This is a genomic window from Sphingomonas sp. PWP1-2, from assembly GCF_049898305.1.
Classification (GTDB): domain Bacteria; phylum Pseudomonadota; class Alphaproteobacteria; order Sphingomonadales; family Sphingomonadaceae; genus Sphingomonas; species Sphingomonas glacialis.
The window spans coordinates 151,027-172,508 of the sequence record NZ_JAFCXM010000007.1; the positions used below are offsets into that span (position 1 = coordinate 151,027).

A 21,482-nucleotide genomic window follows, 5' to 3' on the forward strand; every position below is an offset into this window, starting at 1 on the left:
CGATGTGGGGTGGGCGCTTCGCCGAGGGTCCGGCCGCGGTCATGCGGTCGATAAATGCCTCGATCCCGTTCGACAAGCGGCTCTGGCGGCAGGACATCGCCGGGTCGAAGGCGCATGTCGCTATGCTGGGTGCCACGGGTATCGTTTCGCCTGCCGATGCATCCACGATTTCCGCGGGTCTCGACGGGGTTGCGGCGCATTACGAGGCGCACGGCGTCGCCGAGGACATGGCGCTCGAAGATATTCACATGCAGAGCGAGTCGCGGCTCGCCGCGGCGATCGGCCCGGTCGCTGGGCGGCTCCACACCGCGCGCTCGCGCAACGATCAGGTCGCGACCGATTTCAAGCTGTGGGTGCGTGACGCGATCGACGAGGTCGAGGCCGCGCTCGCCGCGTTCCAGGACGCACTGCTGACGCGCGCCGAAGAGCATGCCGACAGCGTCATGCCCGGCTTCACGCATCTCCAGAGCGCGCAGCCCGTGACGCTCGGCCATCATCTGATGGCGTATCACGAGATGATCGCGCGCGACCGCAGCCGCTTCGCCGATGCGCGCAAGCGGATGAACCTGTCGCCGCTCGGCTCGGCGGCGCTCGCGGGCACCGGCTTCCCGATCGACCGCGAGATGACCGCGGCAGCGCTCGGCTTCGATGGGCCGACGCGCAACTCGCTTGACGGCGTCTCGGATCGCGACTTTGCGATCGAGTATCTGACCTGCGCGACGCAATGCTCGCTGCACCTCTCGCGGCTCGCCGAGGAATTCGTGCTATGGGCGTCGCAGCCGTTCGGCTTCGTCGCTTTGTCGGATCAATGGTCGACCGGCAGCTCGATCATGCCGCAGAAGCGCAACCCCGATGCCGCCGAGCTGGTGCGCGGGCATTCAGGGCGCATCCTCGGCTGCATGACAGCGCTGATGGTGACGATGAAGGGCCTGCCGCTCGCCTATTCGAAGGACATGCAGGACGACAAGCCGCCGGTGTTCGAGGCGCACGACCTGCTCGGCCTGTCGATCGTCGCGATGACCGGGATGGTCGAGAGCGCGACATTCCGTACGCCGCGGATGCGCGAAGTGGCGGAGGCGGGTTTCGCCACCGCGACCGATCTCGCCGACTGGCTGGTGCGCGAAGCGGGCGTGCCGTTCCGCGAGGCGCATCACATCACCGGCCAGGCAGTGGCACGCGCCGAGGCGCTCGGGCTCAAGCTCGATGCGCTGCCGCTGACCGCATTGCAGGCGATCGACAGCCGAATCGACGAGCGCGTCTACGACGTGCTGTCGGTCGATGCCTCGGTCGCCAGCCGCGTGAGTTTCGGCGGCACCGCGCCGGTCCGCGTCCGCGCAGCGATCGCCGCCGCACGATCGGGAGAGACGGCATGAAGCACGGTCTGGCTCTGGGGTTCTGCGCGGCGCTGCTGCTCGCCGGGTGTGGCGCTGCGTCGGGGTTGAAACCGGCCGAGGGGAGATCGCTCCCCGTCGCGCCATATGGCGCGAAAGAGACGCCGACTCCCGCCGAGCTGCTCAAACCGACCAATCAGGAACGGCCGATGCGCAGCGACGAGGTGCTCACCAATTCCGCGGAACGCCGGAGCGACGAGTTCAGCCTTCCGCCTCCCAACTGACAGGCTTTCATTCGATGGATCATTTTTCGCTCGTCGACGGCGCGCTGCACTGCGAGGGCGTGCCGCTCGCGGCGATCGCCGAAGCGGTCGGCACACCCGTCTATGTCTATTCGACCGCGACCTTCGAGCGCCATGCGCGCGTGTTTCGCGAAGGGCTGGCGCCGGCGGGGGATGTCCACCTCGCCTACGCGATCAAGGCCAACCCCAACCTTGCCGTGCTCCGCGTGCTCGCGCGCGAGGGCTATGGTGCCGATGTCGTGTCGGGCGGCGAGCTGGCGCGCGCGCTGGCGGCGGGGATCCCGGCGAAGGACGTGGTGTTTTCGGGCGTCGGCAAGACCATCGGCGAATTGTCGACCGCGCTCGATGTCGGGCTCGGCCAGTTCAATCTCGAGCTTGAAGAGGAAGGCGTCGTGCTCGCTGGGCTCGCCGCCGCGCGTGGGATGCGCGCCGATGCGACGCTGCGCGTCAATCCCGACGTCGATGCCGGGACGCACGCGAAGATCTCGACCGGCAAGCGCGAGAACAAGTTCGGCGTGCCGATCGACCAGGCCCCGGCGATCTTCGCGCGGCTCGCCGGATTGCCGGGGCTCGCGCTGCGCGGCGTGGCGATCCATATCGGCAGCCAGCTGAGCGAGCTCGCCCCGCTCGAGGCGGCCTATGCGCGGATCGGCGCGCTCGTCGCCGAGCTGCGTGCGGCGGGACATCCGATCGAGCGCGTCGATCTCGGCGGTGGGCTCGGCGTGCCATACCGCGGGGGCGAGGTGTTCCCGAGCCCGGCCGAATATGGCGCGATGGTCGCGCGCGTCACCAAGGGGTGGGGCGTGCGGCTGATGTTCGAGCCCGGCCGCGTGATTGCAGGGAACGCCGGCGTGCTGCTGACCAAGGTGATCTGGGTCAAGCCCGGCGCGATCAACCCCTATGTCATCGTCGACGCCGCGATGAACGATCTCGCGCGCCCGGCGATGTACGATGCGTGGCACGATTTCGAGGCGGTCGAGCCGACGGGCGCGCGGATGACCGCCAACATCGCCGGCCCGGTGTGCGAAAGCGGCGACACCTTCGCGATGGCGCGCGACATCGATACGGTGAAGAGCGGCGATCTCGCGATCTTCCGCACCGCCGGCGCGTACGGCGCGACGATGGCGTCGACCTATAACAGCCGCGCGCTGGTGCCCGAAGTGCTCGTCGATGGTGATCGCTTCGCGGTCGTCGCCGACCGAATCCTGCCCGAGACGATCCTCGCCGCCGAGCGCATTCCGGACTGGTTGAAGGCGTGAGCCTGCACAGCCTGCCGCTGTTCGTGCGGCTGGCGGGCCGCCCGGTGATGCTGCTCGGCGAGGGCGAGCCCGCCGATGCGAAACGGCGACTGCTCGAACGCGCGGGCGCGGTGATCGTCGGCGAGGAAGCGAGCGCCGCCCTGGCGATCGTCGCGATCGAGGACGAAGCGCAAGCGCAGGCGGCGATCGCGCGGCTTCAAGCGCGCGGTGTGCTCGTCAACGCGGTCGACCGGCCCGACCAATGCGATTTCACGCTGCCCGCGATCATCGATCGCAGCCCGGTGCTGATCGCGATCGGCACCGGCGGTGCATCGGCTGGCCTCGCAGCGGCGCTGCGGCAACGCCTCGAGGGGCTGCTCCCGGCGACGCTCGGGCCGCTCGCCGACCGGCTCTATGCCTTGCGCGCCGCGATCCGGCTGGCGTTGCCCGCGCTCGACACACGACGGCGCGCGCTCGGCGCGGCGTTTGCGCAAGGCGGTGCGCTCGATCCGCTCGCGGCGGGGCCCGATGCCGTCGAGACGTGGCTGACGGCGCCCGCCGCGCCGACCGATCGGCTCGTCACGCTGCGGGTGCGCTCGGCCGACCCCGACGATCTGACACTCGGCGAAGCGCGCGCGCTCGCGCTCGCCGACCGGATTTACGCGCCGCCCCACGCGCCCGCGGCGATCCTCGATCGATCGCGCGCCGACGCCGTGCGGATCGTTTCGGACGCGCCGCCCGTTACGCGCGAACCAGGACTGACGCTGTGGGTGGAGATGGAATGAGCGGGTTTGCGTACCGGGTGGCCGACGGCACGGCCGAACGCGTCGATATCCAGAACGCGCTCGAGACGCCGAGCGATCTGGTCTGGGTGCATCTCACCAGCAATAACGAGCAAGCTAAGGCATGGCTGGGCGACGTCGCCAAGCTTCCCGACTATGTCGTCGAGGCGTTGACCACGAGCGAATCGCGGCCGCGCTGCGAGGCACTCGGCGATGGCGCGATCCTCAATTTGCGCGGCCGCTCGAACGAGGCGATGACGACATCGGACCCGCTTGCCTCGCTGCGCATCTGGGCGACGGCGGGGCGGGTGATCTCGGTGACGCGGCGCTCTTTGACTGCCGTCGACGACGTGACCAAACAGATCGAAGGCGGCACGATCCGCGACCCGGGCGACCTCATCGCCGAATTCGCGGTGGCGATTACCGAGGAGCTCGACCCCGAAGTCGCCGATCTCGGCGACAGCCTCGATGATTGCGAGGCCGATCTCGACGCCGACAAGGTGTTCGTCCTGCGCCGCAACGTCACCAAGGTGCGCGTCGCCGCGATCGGCTATCGCCGCTTCCTCACGCCGCAGCGCGCCGCGCTCGAGAAGCTGGCATCGCTGCCGTGCGACTGGCTGCAGGATGACGACCGGCTGCATCTCGCCTCCGCCGCCGATCGCGCCGCGCGCATGGCCGAGGAACTCGAATCGATCCGCGAGCGCTCGGCGCTGATGCACGAGGCGCTGACCGATTTGCGCGCCGAACAGATCGATTCGCGCTCGCTGCTGATTTCGATCGTCGCGTTGATCTTCCTCCCGCTGACCTTCCTCACCGGCCTGTACGGGATGAATGTCGAGGGACTGCCCTTCGCCAAGGAGCCTTGGGCGTTCGATGTGATCGGCGGGATCTGCATCGCGATCACCGTCGGCATCATCGGCTATTTCTCGGTAAAGCGCTGGTTCGGCTGACGGATCAGGCCGCGCGCACCGCGCGCCACGCCTGGCCGATTTCGTCGAGCGTGTCGGCAACATCGCGGAACGGCCGCGGATCCTGGCCGATCGCGGCGGTGACGACGGTGTGCCGCGCCCCGCCGTACAATTTGGCGAGCGCCGGGGCGACGGTGCCGCCCGCGGTGAAATCGAGCCCGGCCTCGAGCGCGAAGAGGATTGCAGTGGCGCGCGTCACCTTGTCGCTCTTCATCGCGTAATTGCCGTGCTCGGCTGCCCAGGCCGCGCCGCGCAAGGCCCGGATCGCTTCGTCATAGAGCAATTGGACCAACGCCGGCCCATCGGCCTCGGCGGTTTGCCCGGCAAGCTCGATCTGGCGATACGTCGCCTCGGGATTGCGGCCGAAGGCCGTGGCATAAGCGACGCTCATCCGCCGGTCTTGTTCCACTGGTCGATCTGGGACTGCAGCGCCTTGGCACTCGCCTTATAGGCTGCGACCATCGCGTCGGAAGCGGCATATTGCTTGGTCAGGCGGTCTTGATACGCGGCGGTATCGGTCGTCACCTGTGCTTCTGCGTCGTTCACCTTGGCGAGCTTGGCGGTGTAGAGCGCAGTGCTGCCGACGAGGCCGGTGCTCTGGGCCTGGCCGTTGACGATCACCTTGTTGTTGGTCGCCGCGCTGGTGATCGCGTTGAGCGCGGCGGCGAGGCCGCCGCCGGTCGCGCCGGTGCCGTTGGCGAACAGCGCCTCGACCGCGGCCGGGGTCTTGAGCAAGGCGGTGTTGAGCTTGGTCGAATCGACGCTGAGCGTGCCGTCCTTGTTGGTCGCGACACCAATCGAGGCGAGATTGACCGGATCGCCCGCCGCGCCCCCGCTCGACAGCGGCGTCACGGTGAGGCCCCGCAGCGAGCGCAGCAAGTTGGTCGCGTTATAATCGCTGCGCAACGGGCCCGTCGCCGGGTCGGTTTCGGTCTTCAGCTCGGCGAGCACTTGGTTGTAGGTCGTGACGAAATCGGTGACCGCTTGCGCGATCCCGTCGCGCGGCGTCGTGCTGCCGAGCGAGACGGGCTTGGCGACCGAAGTGGTGCCGCTGGACGTCGTCGTGCTGGTCCTGGGGGAGACGCCGGTGAGCGTCAATTTCACCCCGGCGACAAGGTCGCTGATCGTGTTGCTCGTGCGGTCGACGCTCACGCCGTCGACGGTCAGATTGGCATTGCCGGCATTGCTGTTGATGCTCGCGGCGGCGGTGCCGCTGCCGCCGCCGACGTTCAACTGCGACAGGTTGCCAGTGCCGCTCAACGTGAAGGCCTGTGCGGTTCCGGTCGGCCCCTTCATCGACAGATATGCCGCGCCGTTGACGTCGGTCACCACGCTCGCGGTGAGACCCTTGCCGCTCGTATTGATCGCCGCGGCGACATCGGTGAGCTTGGCGCCCTGGGCGATCGCAATCTGGATCGGAGCGGACGGTGTGGTGAGCGAGGAGACCGCGCTGTCGGCCGCCGTGCCGAAGGTGAGCGTCAGCGTGCCCGCGTCGAAGGTCGGCGCGCCGCTTGGAAAACCCGCGATCGCGGTCTGGGCGGTGGCGAGCGCGTTGACGGTCACCTGCGTCGACAGACCAGCCAGCTTTGCGCCGGGCAGCGCGGTTGCCGTCAGCACCGACGCGTCCGAGCTGGTCGGCTGCGATGCGAGCGATCCGCCGGTGACGAGCGAGGTCAGCGCCGAGGCAAAGCTGGTGATCGCGCTCTGTACCTTGGCGACCGAGGAAATCTGTGCGGTGAGCGCGGTGTCCTGCGCGCTGAGCGAGGCGTTCTTCGCGGCGAATTGTGCGCTCACCAGCGACTTGATCAGACTCGCCGTATCGACCCCCGATCCGGCACCGAGCGAGGTCAGGATCGACGAGCCCGACACCGTGGCGGTCGAGGTCGTCGGAGTGGTCGCGGTGGTCGTCACCATATCATCGTCCCGGAAAAGCGCTCAGTTGGAAGAACGACGAAACGCCTCGAAAATTTAGCTTTGTTTCACGCCATTCTCGTCGAAGCGCGCGCTTGGCGGAACCTGGACCGACGGCGGCACTGCCGCGGCGCCCGCCTGGCTGTTGAGCCCGAAGACGAAGGCGAGAATCGTCGCGAGCGCGACGTAGAGATCGTCGCGGACCTCCTGGCCCTCGCGGCTGGTGTAATAGACCGCGCGAGCGAGCGAGGGATATTCGAGCACGGGCACGCGCGCCTCGGCACCGAGCTCGCGGATCGCGAGCGCGATCACGCCGCGGCCCTTGGCGACGACGACGGGGACTTGGTCGGTCTCGCGATTGTAGCGCAGCGCGACCGCGAAATGCGTCGGGTTGGTGAGGATGACGTGCGCTTCGCTCACCGCGCTGCGCATCGAGCGTTTCGACATCTCGCGCTGGCGCTGGCGCATCGCGCCCTTGGCTTCGGGCGAGCCTTCGCTCTCCTTATGCTCGTCGCGCAGATCCTGTTTCGACATCCGCAACTTGCGCAGCAGCTGGAAGATCTGCAGCGGCACGTCGATCCCGGCGATCACGACGAGCCCGCCCGCCATCGCGAACAGCACGCCGGTAAACGTGCTGCCGAGCACGCCGACCGCGGTGCCGATATTGGTCGAGGCGAGCCCGATCGTCGCATGCGCGACTTGATCGAGCATGTGCCAGCCGATCGCGCCGAGCAGTACGACCTTGAGCAGCGACTTGCCAAGCTCGATCCAGCCCTGCGGCCCGACAATCCGTTTCAATCCCGCGCCGGGGTTGATCCGCGACGCCTTGGGGGCGAGCAGCGATCCGTTGAAGCTGAGATGCCCGAGCCCCGCCTGGCTGACGATCGCCGCGACGATCGTCATCGCGAGCAGCGAGATCAACGACGGCGCGAGCTTCCAGCCGCTCTGGACGAGCGGGCGGAAGGGCGAGAAATCCTCGATGTCGCGGTGATCGAACGCGAAGCTCGCGGTCATCACGTCCTTGCACGCGCCGACCAGCGAGGGACCCATGAAGGCGAGCCAACCGCAGCCGGCGAGCATCATCAGCGCCGTCGCGAGTTCGCGCGACTTGAGGACGTCGCCCTTTTCGGCCGCGTCGCGTTTGCGCTTGGCGGTTGGTGCTTCTGTCTTTTCGCCGAATTCGTCTGCCATCAGCCGAGCACCAGCGATTGTGTCGCGGCCAGGCCTTCATCGATGATGACGAGCAGGTAATCGCCCATCGCCGGAAAGCCGAGCGCGAGCGCGACGACGCCGACCGCAAGGCTGGCCGGCAGCCCGACCGCGAACAGGTTGAGCGACGGTGCCGAACGCGAGATCATTCCGACGACGAGGTTGAGGCAGAGCAGCAGGAAGCCGACCGGGAGTGCGAGCAGGAGCCCGGCGAGGAAGGTGTAGCCGCCGAAAAAGGCGATGTTCTCGAGCTGCTGCGGTTTCAGCCAGGCGCCGCCGGGCGGGAGCGCGACATAGCTTTTCACGATCATCTCGACGAGAATCAGGTGGCCGTTTACGCTGAGGAACAGCAGCGTGAGCATCATCGAGAAGAACTGGCCGAGCGCCGGGGTCGACTTGCCGTTCTGCGGGTCGATGGCGGAGGCGAAGCCGATCCCCATCGACGTGCCGATCAGCTCGCTCGCGATCATCGGCGCGGCAAACGCAATCTGCAGCACGAAGCCGAGCGCGAGCCCGACCAGTGCTTCCGCGGCGACCGAAAGGATCGTGGCCAGCGCGAAGACGTGTTCGGGCGGGGCGATCGGGTGGACGCTCAGCACGAGCACACCGATCGCGCCCGACAGCGTGACGCGCACGACAAGCGGGATCGCGACGGCGCTGAACACGGGCGCGGCGACGAAGGCAGCACCGACGCGGACCATCACGAAGATCAACGCCCAGAGCTGCGGTTCGATCGACAGGCCGAAGCCTAAGGGACTCAAATCCCCCTCCCGCTTGCGAGTTCGAGGTCGGTCATGCCCCCGGCATGACCTGAACGATGCGGGGCATCGTTCACCTCGAACTGGGTTGGGGGAGGGAATGACCTGGAAGCGTGCGAAGCGCTTGTGACAGGCCCTCCCCCAGCCCCTCCCGCAAGCGGGAGGGGAGCAGAAGAGCGCCCCCCCACGGTGATCATCGCACCAGGTCCGGGATCCGCTCGAAGATCCCGAGCGTGAAATCGCACAGCAGCCCGATGATCAAGCTCCCGAACACCAGCAGCGAAACCGCCACCACCAGCAGCTTGGGCACGAACGACAAGGTCTGCTCGTTGATCGACGTCGCCGCCTGGATCATGCCGGTGATCAGCCCAGCCAACAAAGCGGGAATGAGGATCGGCGCCGAGGCGAGCGCGAGCACCCACATCGTCTGGTTGGCGATCGTCAGGAAATAATCCGCGTCCATCGCGCTAGTTCACAAAACTGTTGGCAAGCGAGCCCATCGTCAGCGCCCAGCCATCGACCAGCACGAACAGGAGCAGCTTGAACGGCATCGAGATGATCGTCGGCGACAGCATCATCATGCCGAGCGACATCAGCACCGTCGCGACGACGAGATCGATCACGATGAAGGGCAGGAACACGAGAAACCCGATCTGGAACGCGGTCTTGAGCTCGCTCGTCACGAACGCCGGCAGCAGCACCGAGAACGGAATCTGCTCGGCATTCTGATACGGCCCGCTCTTGGCGATGCCGGCGAACATCGTGATGTCCTTCTTGCGCGTCTGCTTGGTCATGAAGGCGTGCAAGGGAACGCCCGCCGCCTTAATCATGTCGGTCGCGCCGATCTTGTTGGCGGCATAAGGCTGGATCGCGCTTGCGTTGATCTGGTTGATCGTCGGCGCCATCACGAAGAACGACAGGAACAATGCGAGCCCGATCAGCACCTGGTTCGGCGGGGTCTGCTGGAGCCCCATCGCCTGGCGGACGATCGACAGCACGATGATGATCCGCGTGAAGCTTGTCATCATCAGCAGGATGCCGGGCAGGATCGTCAGCAGCCCCATGACGATGAGCAGCTGCAGCGACAGCGCGAGCGGCGCATTGCCGCCGCCGAGATCCTTCAGCGCGCGGTCCGCCGCGTCACCTGCGCCGGGCGCGGGCGCGGGCGGCGTGGCAAGCGGTGCGGCCTGCGCGAAGGCAGGATGCGCGACGATCAGCGCGAACAGGATGCCGAGCACGACGAGCGCGATCTTGCCCCACGGCGCGACGCGCGGCGCAGGCGTGCGGATCAGCGCTGGCCCCGAGCCCTTGCGGACGACGCGCACGCTCATTTGCCGTCGCCGCGATCGAGCAGCGCAACGCCGGTGCGGCTGACCGAGACGAGCAGCTTGCGCCCCTCGAAATCGAGCACCGCGACGCGCACGCTCGGCGAGATCATCATCGTCTCGACGACTTTCAGCATCCGGTTGGACGGCTGGCCCGGCATGCGCGCCTCGAGCTTGCGCCACGCATAGAGGCACCCGATCATCAGCCCGCAGACGAGCGGCAGCAGCACGATAAGCTTGAGGATGTACGACCACATCATGGCGTCAGCCCCGCTTTTCGGGGCTGACCAGCTCGGTCATGCGCACACCGAAATGGTCGCCGACCATCACCACCTCGCCGCGCCCGATCAGCGTACCGTTGACCAGCACGTCGAGCAGTTCGTTGGCCTGACGGTCGAGCTCGATCACGCTCGTCTCGCCCAAAGCGAGCAATTCGCGCAGCGTCAGCGAGGTCGAGCCGATCTCGACGGTCAATTTGACGTCGACATCCTGCAGCAGCCGAAAATTGGCCGCCAGGCTGGTATCGACGGGGAAACCGCCGCTCATCTCGCTCATTGCAGTCCACCCCTGAGATCACGTTCTAAATCGTTCGAAATTGTCGTCAGCCGGATCGCGGCCTTGCCGTTCGACGTGCCGACCGTCCCCGCCCCGAGCCGGTCGCCGCCGATCATCACCGGCACGTCCTGGCCGACGGTGATCGGGATCACGTCGCCGGCCTTGAGGTCCATCAGCAGCTGGAGCGAGACCATCGGCTCGGCGAGCACCGAGCGGACCTCGAAGCGCACGTCCATCACCGCGCGGGTGAGACTGTTGCGCCACGCGGGATCGGGCTCGGCGGTCTTGTGGACCTTGCCGGTGAGCGACGGGCCGTGCGGCTTCAACGCCGCAACCGGATAGAGCAGGTCGAGAAACACCGGCTTAGCCGTCCCGACCGCGATCCCGAAGCGCGTGATCACCACGGCATCCTCGACATCGAGTTCGGGGATCAGCGACGGGTTCGCCTCGACGCGGCCGGGGGTGAACTCGATCCGCGCGAGCGGTTCCCACGCCGCCTGCATCGGCAGCGCGAGCATCGCGCCGAGCCGGGTCATCATCGCCTCGGCGGCGGGCGTGAATTCGCTGCCGATATCGCCGGCCACCGCGCCGGTGCCGCCGAAGAACAGATCGAGCAGTTCGAGCACGAAGCGCCCGTCGAGCACCGCGAGCGCCTGGCCCGAGGGCAGCGCGCCCGCCGACGCCATCGTCAGCGGCAGCCATGCGGTCAGCCCGTCGGGGCGTTCCGCGCGGTAATCGGCGAGCCGCTGGACGACGAGCGGCTCGGCCCAGGTGCGGCATTCGCGGCGCAGCAGCGGCTCGAACACGGCACGGACCCCGCGCGCGAGCCGCGCCGAGAGATGTTGCACCGTATGCAGATCGCCGAACGGGTTGAGATTGGCGGCCCCGAGCGTCGCATGCGCGGCCTCGCGGCGCGGACGTTCGCGCCGGTCGCTTGGTGCGTGCTGAAGGCCTTCGTTAACCATGCCTCACTGAACAACAAAATTGGTAAAGTAAACGTTACCAACGCCTCCGAAACCTTCCTTTTGCTTGAGCGTGTCGTTGATCGCCTTGGCGATGCGACGCTGGAGCAACTGCTTGCCAGTGCTCGAAAAAACCTGCTCCTCGGTAGTGTCGCCAAGCGCCATCAGGATCGCCGAGCGGACGGCGATTTCATTGGTCTTGATGTTTTCGACGACGGTATCGTCGTACGGAGTCGACACCGCGATGCCGACCTGGACGAAGTGCACGCTGTCCTGGAGGTTCGAGGTGAACTCCTTGTCCATCGCGTAATAATTGGAGGCATATTTGTCGCCGCCGGTGCCCGTGGGGGGCTTGTGGCCGCCTTCCTTGGCCTCGCCGCCTTCGCCCGATCCGGCGCGCTTCTGCTCGGTCTTGGGGACGAGCCGCGGGCCGCTCGGTTCGGCGGCGCCCTTGCCACCGCCGATCAGTCCGGCGTTCATCGCGTACAGCGCGCCGCCAACGCCGCCGCCGACGAGCACGAGCGCGCCGACCACGAGCAGGATGATCTTTATCATTCCGCCCTTCTTCTTCTTGGGGGTTTCCGTGACGGTCTCACTCATGATCTGACTCCTTCAAAGCTTATGCGACGCGAGCGTCGGATGGGGTTTGGGTCTCTTCAGCCAGCGCGCGCGGCGCTGGCGTGATGGATGGGGCGGGGCGCGGCTGTGGCGCGCCGCCGGTGCCGCTGCCCGAATCGGCCGACACGCTGGTGTCGCCGATCCGCACGCCGCGCGCGGCGGCGAGTTCGCTCAGTCGCGGCTGCGCATCGGCGATCAGCGCACGCGTCGCCTCCTGCGCGGCGGTGAAGTGGACATGGACGCGGTCGCCGACCTGCCGCACCGCGACATCGACGCTGCCCAGGGCATCGGGGACGAGCCGTATCCGCGTGTCGCGCGCGTCGGCATCGTCGCGCAGCGTCTCGATATGCTCGATCATGCGCTGCAGCCCGGTGTCGCGGGTGAGATCGAGCCCGGCCTGGCTGGCATTTCCCGCAGCCGGTACGCTCGCCGCGTCGCCCGCGTGCGTCGGCGCGCCGACGCCTGGCGTCATCGTATCGGCGGATGCCTCGGGATCGCCACTGCGCTGGGCGCGATCGCGCCAGGCGGTGGCGAGCGCGGCGGCGAACACGCGCCCGGCGGGTTGTGGCACGGCGCTCGCGATGACCGCCGCGTCGGCCGGCCCCGACGAAGCGAGTGCGAGCGGTTGGGGGGCGTCGGCGGTGGCGGGAGCGGGCGACGCCGCGTCCTGTCGCGCCACCGCCGCGCGCGTCAGCGCAGTGTCGAGCGCGGCGGTGATCGCCGGATCGAGCGGTGGCAGAACGAGCCGCGCGTCTTGGTTGGTGGGTGCGCCGGTTGCCGCGAGCGTGCCGGATAGCTCGGGCATATCCGCCAGCGCCGGCAGGGGCCGAGGCTGGCTGCCGGTCCGCGGGCTCGACCACGCAGCGGTGGTGTGCGGCGTGGAGGCTGGCGGCGTCAGCGCGACGATCGCGCCGGTGCTGTCGGCGATTGTCTGCGCGGGTGGTCCCGCGGCTGCAGATGGCGGGACTGGGGTCGGCGTCGGCGCCGCCGAGCTTATGCCGCCGACGAGCTGGCCGTCAGCAGGTGGCGCGAGCTCGGCTATCACGACGGGCGCGGAAAGCGGGGACGGCGCCACCGGCGGCGCCATCCAGATCGGAGGCGTGACGTCGGCTGAAGCGGTCTTGCTCGGCAAGGCGTTGCCGTCGGCGGCAGTGTCGTGCCGGTCGTCCTCGCGCGGTGTGCCGGCACCGCGATCGTGCGTGGCGGCTCGCGAATCGAGGAAGGACGCGAGCGTTTGCCCGAATCGCGCTGGATGCGCGCGCGCTGCCGCCTTGGCCGCACTGGCGGTCGGGCCGATAGCAACGGGGGAGGGCAAAGCGGGCAGAGGATCGATCATCGGAACTCCGGGCAGGCCGCAAACGGCCGTTACCCGGTGATCAGCAAGGATCGTGCCGGTTCTTGCGGCCGGCCGGCGCGGCTTCGAGTGCGCGGATTTCGCGGAGCACTTCGAGCGCATCGGCGCGCGCGATCAGCTTTTCGACCGCGCTCTGGTCGCGACGCGCCTCGCGCGTTGCTTCGACTGCGCGCTCGGCGGTGGCTTGCGCTGCGCGCAGGCGGCCCTCGGCGGCGTGCGCCGATTGATGAAGGCGCTCGCGAAAATGCGCTGCGGCGACGAGCGAGAAGCCCGCAACGGGCTCGGGCGTGGGGGCGACACCGGCAACAAGCTGCGCAATGCGGCCCTTGAGCGCCGTTTCGCTCGCTGTGCGATCATGCGCGCGCGCTTCCTCGGCCTGGACGAGGCCCAGCTGGAGCGTCCGGACGCGCAGGATGCGCTCGAGCTTGGTCGGCTTGGCCATCTCAGTCGGCGCCGAACACACCGATCAGTTCCGCCGCCGCATCGGGCAACGAAACCTGCTCGTCGGGGTCCTGCTTGATATATTCCATCACCGCCGGGTGGCACGCGATCGCGGTGTCGATCGCCGGATCGGCGCCCGCGCGATATGCGCCCATCAGCACGAGATCGCGATTTTCCTCATACGTCGCGAGGTGGCGGCGCAGCGTGCGCGCGGCTTTCAGGTGCGGCTTGTCGACGATGTCGGTCATCACGCGGCTGACCGACGGGCCGATGTCGATCGCCGGATAGACGCCGCGCTCGGCGAGCTGGCGCGACAGCACGATATGCCCGTCGAGGATCGAGCGCGCCGAGTCTACGACGGGGTCGTTGCCGTCGTCGCCATCGGCGAGCACGGTGTAGATCGCGGTGATCGATCCGCCCGAATGGACGTCGGTCCCGGCGCGTTCGATCAGATTGGGGAGCATCGCGATGGCCGACGGCGGATAGCCGCGGGCACTCGCGGGTTCGCCGAGCGCCAGGCCGATCTCGCGCCCGGCGTGCGCGACGCGGGTGAGCGAATCCATGATCAGCAGGACTTTCTTGCCCTCGGCGCGGAAGGCTTCCGCGATCGCATGGACGCGCAGCGCGCCGCGGATGCGCAGCACGGGGGAATGGTTGGCGGGCACAGCCACGACGACGGCGCGCTTGCGCGCGTCGCCCGCGACCTTGGTTTCGAGGAAGTCGGCGACTTCGCGGCTGCGCTCGCCGATCAGGCCGATGACGATCACGTCGGCCTCGGCGGCGCGCACGATCATGCCGAGCAGCACCGATTTGCCGACGCCAGAGCCCGCCATGATGCCGATACGCTGGCCTTGGCCGACGGTAAGCAAGCCGTTGATCGCGCGCACGCCGACGTCGAGCGGCGCGAGTACGCGGCCGCGATCGAGCGGCGACTGCAATTTTCCCGCAAGCGGCCAGCGACCTGCGCCGCGGATCGGGCCGAGCCCGTCGATCGGCTTTCCCGCGCCATCGACGACGCGGCCGAGCAGGGCTGCGCCGACTTCGGCCTCGCCGGGGGCGCCGGCCGGGCGGACCGGGGCTTGCGGGAGCAAAGCGGCGGGGCCGCCGAGGTTCATCAGCAGCGTGCGGCCGTTGCGGAAGCCGATCACCTCGGCCTCGACCCCCGAGTGGCGATCGCCGACTTGGCAGACCGTGCCGACCGGGACGGTGAGCCCGACCGCTTCCATCAGCAGTCCGTCGAACGAAGCGAGCCGGCCCGCGACCTTGGGCGCAGGCGCGAAGTCGGCGATGCCGAGCGATTCGAGGTATGAGTCGGTGAAGCGGTTCAGCATGACGAGGTGCCACCGTCACCCCGGCCTTGTGCCGGGGCCCACCGGGACGCGCGTGCTGCGACCGATGGCTGTGCATCACGGTGGACCCCGCCAAAGGGCGGGGGTGACGGATGGGACGCAGGAAGAGGGGACATCATGCCGCCGGCACCGCGACGCGATCGATCGCGTGCGCCAATTGTTCGAGCCACAGCTCGGGTCCGTCCTCGACGATCGTCGACGCGCTTTCGAGCTGGAACGAACCGCGCGCCAGGCTCGCATCGCCGACCGCGAAGATCTGGCGCGGCAATTTGCCCTCGAGCAGCGCGACATCGTCGGGATGGACATGGAGGATCGCCGATTCGGCGGCATCGCTCAGCAGATCGACCGCGGCCTCGATGCGGCGCGCGAGCAAGTCGGGCTCGACGCCGATTTCGCCGACGAGGCGGGTGACAAGAAACAAGACCGTCTGGCGCAACCGCTGCGCCACTGCGTCGCGATCGATGCGATCATCCGACTTGAGCGCTTGCGCGAGCGAGGCGAGCAGCGTCCGGTCACGTTCGCCCGTTACCGCCATCTCGGCCTGCGCGGCGGCGACGCCCTCCGCATAGCCAGCGGAATGCGCCGCCTCGATCGGATCGACGAACGGCGTCGCGGCGGCGGCCGCCTCGAACGGGTCCCACCCCTCGGTCGGGTTGGTGTCGGGATCGGCGGGGGTGAAGTGGCGCGGGCCGGCCTCGCCTGCCGCTTGCGGTGCGAACGAGACGGGGCCGCGTGCAACGCGGTCGCGCAGATCGGCGGGCGCAAAGCCCGCGACGCGCGGCGCGAACGCTGCCGTGAGTGCCTCGGCCACGCCCTGGCCGCGCGCGGAAAAACCTGCGGTGAACTCAGACATAATCGTCTTCGCCTGCACCCATTTGGATCGTGCCGTCCTTGGCGAGGTTGCGCGCGATCTGGATGATCACCTTTTGCGCCTCGAGCACTTCGGAGAGCTTCATCGGCCCGCGCGCCTCCATCTCGTCGCGAATGCCATCGGCGGCGCGGCTCGACATGCAGCCGAGGAAGCGGGCGCGGATGCTCTCGTCGACGCCCTTCAAGGCACGCGTGAGGATGTCGCTGTCGATGTTGCGGATCAGCGTGCCGAGGTTTTTGTCGTCGAGCTCGAGCAGATTGTCGAACACGAACATCGCTTCCTCGATCGCCTTCGCCACGTCGCGGTCGATCTTGAACAATTTGGGCATGACGCGCAGCTCGGTCGCCTTGCGCCCGCTCGACAGGATCTTGGCGGCGTCCTTGGTCCCGCCGAGCGTGACGCCGGCCGAGGCTTGTGATGTACCAGTGCGGTTCGCAAGCATCGTTTTGAGCGTCTCGACCGCTTCGGGCGTGATCGGCCCAAGCCGCGCGAGCCGGTGGAGGATATCCGGCTGGACCGCATCGGGCATCAGCTCGAGCACCTGTGCGCCGACCGTCGGATCGAGATTGGCGATCAGGACCGCGGCGATCTGCGGATGCTCCTTCTCGATCATCGCGGCGATCTCGCCCGCGTCGAGCCAGTCGAGCAAGTCGAGCTGGCACGATTCCTGGGCGGGCACGATGCGGGCGAGCACGCTGTCGGCTTTCTCCTGGCCGAGCGCACGCGTCATCACCGCCTCGATCCGCGGGCGCGGGTCGAAGCCGATCGCGGTCCGTTCGCGCGCCTTGCCGACGAAATCGTCGAGCACGCCCTCGACCTCGATCTCGCTGACATCGGCGACCGCGAACATTGCCTTGCCGAGCTGGCGGACTTCCTCGGGATCGAGCTTCTGCAGGATCGCGGCGGCTTCCTCCTCGCCGACGAGCATCATCAGCACGGCGGCGCGTTCGACGCCGGTATAAATGCGGGTGGGAGCGTTCATGACTTGATCATGTCCCGTACGGCGAGCGCGGCGCGCGCCGGATTGTCGCGGGTGAAGCCGCGCACCATGCCGATCCGGTCGTCATAGTTGCGCGCATTCTCGAGCGCATCGATGCTGACCGGCTGGTCGGTCCGCGGCGGCGGGATCTGGCCGCCTTCATAGCCGTCGGGCGCGCCGATCTCGCGGCCGAGCGCGGCGCGCGGCTGCGCGGCGCTGTCGTCGCGCTTCTTGAGCAGCGCCGTCGCGAGCGGACGGACACCGAGGAACAGCACGAGCAGCGCAATGACGAGTGCCGTCACGTTGCGCGCCACCACCGGGAGCCAGCCGGCCTCATACCATGGCTGCTTGTCGTCGAGCGCGGTGGCGCCGGCGAACTTGCGACTGATAACCGTGACCTGGTCGCCGCGCGGCTGGCTGTAGCCGACCGCGGTCTGGACGAGCTGGGTGATCTGCTGGATCTCGAGCTGGCTGCGCGGCTTGCCCGTTTCCGGGTCGCGCAGCAGCACCGCAACCGACAGGCGCGTGATCGTGCCGGGCGCCGTGCGGCTGACCGAGACTTCCTTGCCGAGATCGTAAGCGCGCGAATATTGGTCGCTCGCCTTCAGCGCATCGCTGACCGCACCGGCGGCCGCCGCGACGACCGGGCCGGTGGCACCCGGCGTCGATGCGACGGGAGTCGCGCCCGGGGCAGGGGTCGGCGCTGGGGTCGGCTGCGGCGCGCTCAGCGTCGAGGCCGGCGGCGGGGTGTTCGACAGCGCGCCGGGGATTCCGCCGGGCGCTTGCCCGTCCTTGCCGTTGCCGGTCCACTGGCCCTGCTCGACGCGCAGCACGCCTTGCTTGTCATAGCTTTCCTTGGTCGCCTGCGTTTCGTTGAGGTCGACATCGGCCTGGACTTCGGTGGTGAAATTCCCCGCGCCGATCAGCGGCGTGAGCATCTGCACGACCTGCGCACGATATTTCTCCTCGATCCGGCGCTGGAAGGCGACGCGTTCGTCGCTTGCCGCCCCCAGCGCGCTCTGGTTCGCGCCCTTGGTCAGCAAGCCACCCATCTGGTCGACGATCGTCACGCCTTCGGGTTTCATCCCCGGGACCGACGAGGCGACGAGGTTGATGATCGACGACACCTGCGCGTCGCCGAGCGAGCGGCCCGGCTGCAATTTGACGATGACCGAGGCCGACGGTGCGGCGGAATCGCGCACGAACACCGATTGTTCGGGGGTCGCGAGATGGACGCGCGCTTCGGCGACCGCGTCGATCTCCTGGATGGACCGCGCGAGTTCGGTTTCGCGCGCCTGGCGCAGCCGTTCGCCCTCGACCGCGCGCGATACGCCCATCGGGAGGTTGTCGAGGATCGCGTAGCCGCCGGGTGCCGCCTTGGGCAGCCCCTGGCCGGCGAGCAGGATGCGCGCGCGCGAATAATCGTCTTCATTGACGGTCAGCGATCCGGTCGCCGCGTCGATCTTGGACGTGATGTTGGCGGCCTGCAGCGCGGCGGTGACCGAGGCCTTGTCGGCATCGGCGAGGCCGGCGAACAACACCTTCTGGTTCGGCGTCGCGAGCATCATCCAGGCGAGGGCTGCGGCGCCGATCAAGCCGACGAGCAGCGCCATCGGCAGGCTGCGGCGCACCGCCGGCTGCGCGAACAGGCCCTGGAGCTGGCTGAGCGGGTTGGCGAAGCGTTCGGGCACCATTGCGGCGAGCCCGGAGCCAGACGACCCTTGCGGAGCGGGGGTGAGAGCGTTGCTCATCGATTATACCGGCATGCTCATAATGTCCTTGTAAGCGGACAGGAGTTTGTTGCGGACTTGCAGCGTCGCTTCGAAGCCGACCGACGCCTGCTGACGCGCCAGCATCACCTTGGCGATGTCGATCGTCTCGCCGCGCTCATAGCTTTCGGAGAGCTTGCTCGCCTCGACTTGACCCTGGTTCACGCTTTTCAGCGCGTCTTCCATCGTCGAGGCAAAGCTGGTCGGCTTGGCTTCAGTCGCCGGAGCAGCTGGCCCCGACGTCCCGGCGCGCGCGAGCGCCTGGTTGCGTTCGAGGATCTGCGCCCGCAGCGCCATCACCCGGTCGACGCCCATCGCGCCGCCACCGATCGCGTCGATGCTCATGCGACACCCATGGCGTACTGGGCCACCCGGCCGACGGCAGAGACGATGTCGTCACCCTGTTCACGCGCCTTGGCGAGACGGTAGCGCAAGGTGCGCTCCGAAATGCCGAGCCGCCGCGCGGTTTCGATCCGGCTGCCGTTGCACGCGGCGAGCGTTTCGCGGATCGCCTGGAATTCGTGCATCTGGACGATGTTGCCCAAAGTGACAGGGGGCGTCGCGGGTTGCGCGGGCTCGTCGTTCGCTGCGCCGGCGGCGCGTGCGCTCGGGCGGTCGAAGACGATGTGCTCGGCCGAGATCGTGTCACCGCCGGCAAAGAGCAGCGCGCGCTGGACGACGTTTTCGAGCTCGCGGACATTGCCCGGCCAGTCGTGGCGCAGCAGCAGGTCGATCGCCGACATATCGGGCCAGGGAACGGTCTGGCGATTGCCGGCGTGGCGCAGGATCATCGTCGCGGCGAGCGCGGGGATATCCTGCGGTCGCTCGGCGAGCAGCTTGGTCGTGAGCGGGAAGACCGAGAGGCGGTAATACAGATCGGCGCGGAAGCGGCCCGCGGCGACCTCGTCCTGCAGGTCGCGGTTGGCGCAGGCGATGACCCGCACGTCGATCGACTGCGGCGTGGTCGCACCGATCGGGACGATCTCGCGCTCCTGCAGCGCGCGGAGCAGCTTGGCCTGGAGCTGGAGCGGCAGTTCGGCGACTTCGTCGAGCAGCAACGTGCCGCCATGTGCTGCACGGAAGAAGCCTTCGCCGCCCGACGAGGCACCGGTGAAGGCGCCCTTCTGGTGGCCGAACAGCAGCGCCTCGAGCATCGTCTCGGGAAGCGCGGCACAGTTGATCGCGATGAACGGGCCGGCGGCGCGCGCCGACTTGAGATGGATCGAGCGCGCGAGCACTTCCTTGCCGGTGCCGGTCGGGCCGTTGATCAGCACGGTGATGTCGGCGGCGGCGACGCGATCGGCGAGCGCGTGGAGCGCGAGGCTCTCGGGGTCGGCGGCGGTCGGCATTTCGGGTTCGGCGAGCAAGGCGCGGACGAAGCCCACACCGACTGCGGCATCGGCGCTTTCGAAGGCGACCCGCGCCGGACCACCGTCGTGCGACGGAATGACGTAGCGTCCCTCGCTGGCGAGCACTACGGTGCGTGCGGCGGCGGGCGGGGTCTCGCCCTCTGCAATGAGGAACAGCGCGTCGCGCGGTGCCTTGCCGTCTTCGCAGGCGGCGATCGCGAAGCCTTGCGCGCGGAGTGCGGACACCAGCGCGTAGTGCTGGCGAAGAATCGCGGCTGACGGAACGATGGATCGCATGACGGGCCCCCTTGAACGAGCCTTGCAATGCTGCATTTCTGGTAAATGAATGGTTAAGGATGTTGCCGGGGCGGCAAAGTCTGACCGTTTGCCGCGATTTTTGCCGGTAAATTCAGGCAAAATCGGCAAAAGCGCAGCGGGTTTGCAAAAGTGCTTAATCCGCGGCGGATGCGGTCGTTAGCACTGTTGGCGGCTCGGCTCTCCGATGGGGGACGGCGGGATTGCCGGACCCAATGGAGATTTTCACCATGACCGTTATCGGAACCAACGTCGCCGCACTCAAGGCGACCAACGCATCGAACTCGGCGAGCATGGCGCTCGCCACCAGCATCGAGCGCCTGTCGACCGGCAAGCGCATCAACTCGGCCAAGGACGATGCCGCCGGTCTCGCGATCGCCTCGTCGCTGACCTCGCAGATCAAGGGCCAGAACCAGGCGATCCGCAATGCGAACGACGGCATCGCGCTGTCGCAGACCGCCGACAGCGCGCTCGGCGAAGCGACCAACATCCTGCAGCGCGTCCGCGAACTCGCCGTCCAGTCGGCGTCGGGCACCTATGGCGCAGACGATCGCGCAAACATGCAGACTGAAGTTACCGAATTGACCTCGCAGCTCTCGACGACGCTCGGCGCCAAGTTCAACGGCGTCAGCCTGTTCAAGGTCACCACCGCAACGCCCGTCCCTGCGACCGACGACATCAAGATCAAGATCCAGACCGGCTCCGGATCCGACGCGACCGCCAACACGGTGAACCTCAACATCGCGGCGATCGATGGCACCAAGGTCGACGCGACGGCACTCGACGTCACCAGCGTCACCAATGCGGGCACCACGCTCGACAACATCGATGCGGCGCTGAAGTCGATCAACACCACGCGCGCTTCGATCGGTGCTGGCCAGAGCCGACTCTCCTCGGCGGTCAACACGCTGACCTCGAACGTCGCCAACCTGACCGACGCGAAGAGCCGGATCGAAGACGTCGATTTCTCGACCGAGACGACCAGCCTCGCCAAGGCGCAGATCCTCAGCCAGGCATCGACCGCGCTGCTCGCCCAGGCGAACCAGTCGCAGCAGGGCGTGCTCAAGCTGCTCGGCTAAGCGGCCTCGGCCCTGGT

The 21,482-nt window shown here is 68.0% G+C and carries 24 protein-coding genes; 6 read left to right on the top strand and 18 right to left on the bottom strand.

Annotated elements, in window-relative coordinates; translation table 11 throughout:
- Positions 1-2 precede the first annotated feature (2 nt).
- The 5 genes from argH to ACP7C5_RS17215 are packed head-to-tail and all read left to right on the top strand — an operon-like array spanning position 3 to position 4,603.
- Positions 3-1,373, top strand: a complete 1,371-nt coding sequence (argH, locus tag ACP7C5_RS17195) for an argininosuccinate lyase (RefSeq protein ID WP_426265220.1) — start codon at positions 3-5, stop codon at positions 1,371-1,373.
- Positions 1,370-1,615 carry a hypothetical protein gene (locus tag ACP7C5_RS17200; protein ID WP_133191024.1) on the top strand — a complete coding sequence of 82 codons (246 nt, stop codon included), beginning with the start codon at positions 1,370-1,372 and terminating at the stop codon, positions 1,613-1,615. The genes argH and ACP7C5_RS17200 overlap by 4 nt, the downstream gene beginning before the upstream one ends.
- A gap of 14 nt (positions 1,616-1,629) precedes the next feature.
- A complete protein-coding gene (lysA, locus tag ACP7C5_RS17205; protein WP_426265170.1) occupies positions 1,630-2,892 on the top strand; it encodes a diaminopimelate decarboxylase in 1,263 nt (420 codons plus the stop codon).
- Positions 2,889-3,656, top strand: a complete 768-nt coding sequence (locus tag ACP7C5_RS17210) for a precorrin-2 dehydrogenase/sirohydrochlorin ferrochelatase family protein (protein WP_426265171.1) — start codon at positions 2,889-2,891, stop codon at positions 3,654-3,656. The genes lysA and ACP7C5_RS17210 overlap by 4 nt, the downstream gene beginning before the upstream one ends.
- On the top strand, positions 3,653-4,603 hold the full coding sequence (locus ACP7C5_RS17215; protein ID WP_426265172.1) for a zinc transporter ZntB: 951 nt from the start codon (positions 3,653-3,655) through the stop codon (positions 4,601-4,603). Before ACP7C5_RS17210 ends, ACP7C5_RS17215 begins: the two co-directional genes overlap by 4 nt.
- A gap of 4 nt (positions 4,604-4,607) precedes the next feature.
- On the opposite strand, the gene ACP7C5_RS17220 is transcribed toward ACP7C5_RS17215, so the two are convergent.
- The 18 genes from ACP7C5_RS17220 to ACP7C5_RS17305 form a co-directional block, all read right to left on the bottom strand.
- Entirely contained in the window at positions 4,608-5,012 is a 405-nt protein-coding gene (locus tag ACP7C5_RS17220; RefSeq protein ID WP_133191018.1) for a flagellar protein FliS, read from the bottom strand.
- Entirely contained in the window at positions 5,009-6,535 is a 1,527-nt protein-coding gene (gene fliD, locus ACP7C5_RS17225; RefSeq protein ID WP_354287806.1) for a flagellar filament capping protein FliD, read from the bottom strand. Before fliD ends, ACP7C5_RS17220 begins: the two co-directional genes overlap by 4 nt.
- Before the next feature lie 54 nt (positions 6,536-6,589).
- The gene (locus tag ACP7C5_RS17230) at positions 6,590-7,723 is read right to left on the bottom strand and encodes an EscU/YscU/HrcU family type III secretion system export apparatus switch protein (RefSeq protein ID WP_133191014.1); all 1,134 of its coding nucleotides are present in this window, start codon (positions 7,721-7,723) and stop codon (positions 6,590-6,592) included.
- Positions 7,723-8,502, bottom strand: coding sequence for a flagellar biosynthetic protein FliR (gene fliR / locus ACP7C5_RS17235; protein ID WP_354287809.1), 780 nt, complete (start codon positions 8,500-8,502; stop codon positions 7,723-7,725). Before fliR ends, ACP7C5_RS17230 begins: the two co-directional genes overlap by 1 nt.
- 190 nt (positions 8,503-8,692) lie before the next feature.
- On the bottom strand, positions 8,693-8,962 hold the full coding sequence (gene fliQ, locus ACP7C5_RS17240; RefSeq protein ID WP_133191010.1) for a flagellar biosynthesis protein FliQ: 270 nt from the start codon (positions 8,960-8,962) through the stop codon (positions 8,693-8,695).
- 4 nt (positions 8,963-8,966) lie between these two features.
- The gene (gene fliP / locus ACP7C5_RS17245) at positions 8,967-9,830 is read right to left on the bottom strand and encodes a flagellar type III secretion system pore protein FliP (RefSeq protein ID WP_426265173.1); all 864 of its coding nucleotides are present in this window, start codon (positions 9,828-9,830) and stop codon (positions 8,967-8,969) included.
- On the bottom strand, positions 9,827-10,084 hold the full coding sequence (locus tag ACP7C5_RS17250) for a flagellar biosynthetic protein FliO (RefSeq protein WP_426265174.1): 258 nt from the start codon (positions 10,082-10,084) through the stop codon (positions 9,827-9,829). Before ACP7C5_RS17250 ends, fliP begins: the two co-directional genes overlap by 4 nt.
- Positions 10,085-10,088: 4 nt before the next feature.
- Positions 10,089-10,379 (bottom strand): flagellar motor switch protein FliN, encoded by a 291-nt coding sequence (gene fliN / locus ACP7C5_RS17255; protein WP_133191004.1) that lies wholly within the window; start codon positions 10,377-10,379, stop codon positions 10,089-10,091.
- Positions 10,376-11,344 (bottom strand): flagellar motor switch protein FliM, encoded by a 969-nt coding sequence (locus tag ACP7C5_RS17260; RefSeq protein ID WP_133191002.1) that lies wholly within the window; start codon positions 11,342-11,344, stop codon positions 10,376-10,378. Before ACP7C5_RS17260 ends, fliN begins: the two co-directional genes overlap by 4 nt.
- Positions 11,345-11,347: 3 nt before the next feature.
- On the bottom strand, positions 11,348-11,941 hold the full coding sequence (locus ACP7C5_RS17265) for a flagellar basal body-associated FliL family protein (RefSeq protein WP_426265175.1): 594 nt from the start codon (positions 11,939-11,941) through the stop codon (positions 11,348-11,350).
- A 19-nt stretch (positions 11,942-11,960) separates the two neighbouring features.
- Positions 11,961-13,295, bottom strand: coding sequence for a flagellar hook-length control protein FliK (locus tag ACP7C5_RS17270; RefSeq protein ID WP_426265176.1), 1,335 nt, complete (start codon positions 13,293-13,295; stop codon positions 11,961-11,963).
- A gap of 40 nt (positions 13,296-13,335) precedes the next feature.
- Positions 13,336-13,755, bottom strand: coding sequence for a hypothetical protein (locus ACP7C5_RS17275; RefSeq protein WP_189676603.1), 420 nt, complete (start codon positions 13,753-13,755; stop codon positions 13,336-13,338).
- 1 nt (position 13,756) lies between these two features.
- On the bottom strand, positions 13,757-15,085 hold the full coding sequence (locus tag ACP7C5_RS17280; protein ID WP_133190994.1) for a FliI/YscN family ATPase: 1,329 nt from the start codon (positions 15,083-15,085) through the stop codon (positions 13,757-13,759).
- A 133-nt stretch (positions 15,086-15,218) separates the two neighbouring features.
- A complete protein-coding gene (locus tag ACP7C5_RS17285; protein WP_426265177.1) occupies positions 15,219-15,956 on the bottom strand; it encodes a FliH/SctL family protein in 738 nt (245 codons plus the stop codon).
- Complete coding sequence (gene fliG / locus ACP7C5_RS17290) at positions 15,949-16,956, bottom strand: flagellar motor switch protein FliG (protein WP_189676605.1); 1,008 nt, start codon at positions 16,954-16,956, stop codon at positions 15,949-15,951. Before fliG ends, ACP7C5_RS17285 begins: the two co-directional genes overlap by 8 nt.
- The gene (gene fliF, locus ACP7C5_RS17295; protein WP_189676606.1) at positions 16,953-18,704 is read right to left on the bottom strand and encodes a flagellar basal-body MS-ring/collar protein FliF; all 1,752 of its coding nucleotides are present in this window, start codon (positions 18,702-18,704) and stop codon (positions 16,953-16,955) included. The genes fliG and fliF overlap by 4 nt, the downstream gene beginning before the upstream one ends.
- Before the next feature lie 3 nt (positions 18,705-18,707).
- Positions 18,708-19,067: a flagellar hook-basal body complex protein FliE gene (gene fliE, locus ACP7C5_RS17300; protein WP_189676607.1), complete on the bottom strand. Its 360-nt coding sequence runs from the start codon at positions 19,065-19,067 to the stop codon at positions 18,708-18,710.
- On the bottom strand, positions 19,064-20,368 hold the full coding sequence (locus ACP7C5_RS17305) for a sigma-54 interaction domain-containing protein (protein ID WP_426265178.1): 1,305 nt from the start codon (positions 20,366-20,368) through the stop codon (positions 19,064-19,066). The genes fliE and ACP7C5_RS17305 overlap by 4 nt, the downstream gene beginning before the upstream one ends.
- A 248-nt stretch (positions 20,369-20,616) precedes the next feature.
- Between ACP7C5_RS17305 and ACP7C5_RS17310 the strand changes: the two genes are divergently transcribed.
- On the top strand, positions 20,617-21,465 hold the full coding sequence (locus tag ACP7C5_RS17310) for a flagellin (protein ID WP_133190984.1): 849 nt from the start codon (positions 20,617-20,619) through the stop codon (positions 21,463-21,465).
- Positions 21,466-21,482 lie beyond the last annotated feature (17 nt).

Coding starts and splice junctions, on each gene's coding strand:
- argH (WP_426265220.1), top strand. CDS start 3: ATGTGGGGTGGGCGCTTCGCCGAGGGTCCGGCCGCGGTCATGCGGTCG.
- ACP7C5_RS17200 (WP_133191024.1), top strand. CDS start 1,370: ATGAAGCACGGTCTGGCTCTGGGGTTCTGCGCGGCGCTGCTGCTCGCC.
- lysA (WP_426265170.1), top strand. CDS start 1,630: ATGGATCATTTTTCGCTCGTCGACGGCGCGCTGCACTGCGAGGGCGTG.
- ACP7C5_RS17215 (WP_426265172.1), top strand. CDS start 3,653: ATGAGCGGGTTTGCGTACCGGGTGGCCGACGGCACGGCCGAACGCGTC.
- ACP7C5_RS17220 (WP_133191018.1), bottom strand. CDS start 5,012: ATGAGCGTCGCTTATGCCACGGCCTTCGGCCGCAATCCCGAGGCGACG.
- fliD (WP_354287806.1), bottom strand. CDS start 6,535: ATGGTGACGACCACCGCGACCACTCCGACGACCTCGACCGCCACGGTG.
- ACP7C5_RS17230 (WP_133191014.1), bottom strand. CDS start 7,723: ATGGCAGACGAATTCGGCGAAAAGACAGAAGCACCAACCGCCAAGCGC.
- fliQ (WP_133191010.1), bottom strand. CDS start 8,962: ATGGACGCGGATTATTTCCTGACGATCGCCAACCAGACGATGTGGGTG.
- fliP (WP_426265173.1), bottom strand. CDS start 9,830: ATGAGCGTGCGCGTCGTCCGCAAGGGCTCGGGGCCAGCGCTGATCCGC.
- ACP7C5_RS17250 (WP_426265174.1), bottom strand. CDS start 10,084: ATGATGTGGTCGTACATCCTCAAGCTTATCGTGCTGCTGCCGCTCGTC.
- fliN (WP_133191004.1), bottom strand. CDS start 10,379: ATGAGCGAGATGAGCGGCGGTTTCCCCGTCGATACCAGCCTGGCGGCC.
- ACP7C5_RS17260 (WP_133191002.1), bottom strand. CDS start 11,344: ATGGTTAACGAAGGCCTTCAGCACGCACCAAGCGACCGGCGCGAACGT.
- ACP7C5_RS17265 (WP_426265175.1), bottom strand. CDS start 11,941: ATGAGTGAGACCGTCACGGAAACCCCCAAGAAGAAGAAGGGCGGAATG.
- ACP7C5_RS17270 (WP_426265176.1), bottom strand. CDS start 13,295: ATGATCGATCCTCTGCCCGCTTTGCCCTCCCCCGTTGCTATCGGCCCG.
- ACP7C5_RS17275 (WP_189676603.1), bottom strand. CDS start 13,755: ATGGCCAAGCCGACCAAGCTCGAGCGCATCCTGCGCGTCCGGACGCTC.
- ACP7C5_RS17280 (WP_133190994.1), bottom strand. CDS start 15,085: ATGCTGAACCGCTTCACCGACTCATACCTCGAATCGCTCGGCATCGCC.
- ACP7C5_RS17285 (WP_426265177.1), bottom strand. CDS start 15,956: ATGTCTGAGTTCACCGCAGGTTTTTCCGCGCGCGGCCAGGGCGTGGCC.
- fliG (WP_189676605.1), bottom strand. CDS start 16,956: ATGAACGCTCCCACCCGCATTTATACCGGCGTCGAACGCGCCGCCGTG.
- fliF (WP_189676606.1), bottom strand. CDS start 18,704: ATGAGCAACGCTCTCACCCCCGCTCCGCAAGGGTCGTCTGGCTCCGGG.
- fliE (WP_189676607.1), bottom strand. CDS start 19,067: ATGAGCATCGACGCGATCGGTGGCGGCGCGATGGGCGTCGACCGGGTG.
- ACP7C5_RS17305 (WP_426265178.1), bottom strand. CDS start 20,368: ATGCGATCCATCGTTCCGTCAGCCGCGATTCTTCGCCAGCACTACGCG.
- ACP7C5_RS17310 (WP_133190984.1), top strand. CDS start 20,617: ATGACCGTTATCGGAACCAACGTCGCCGCACTCAAGGCGACCAACGCA.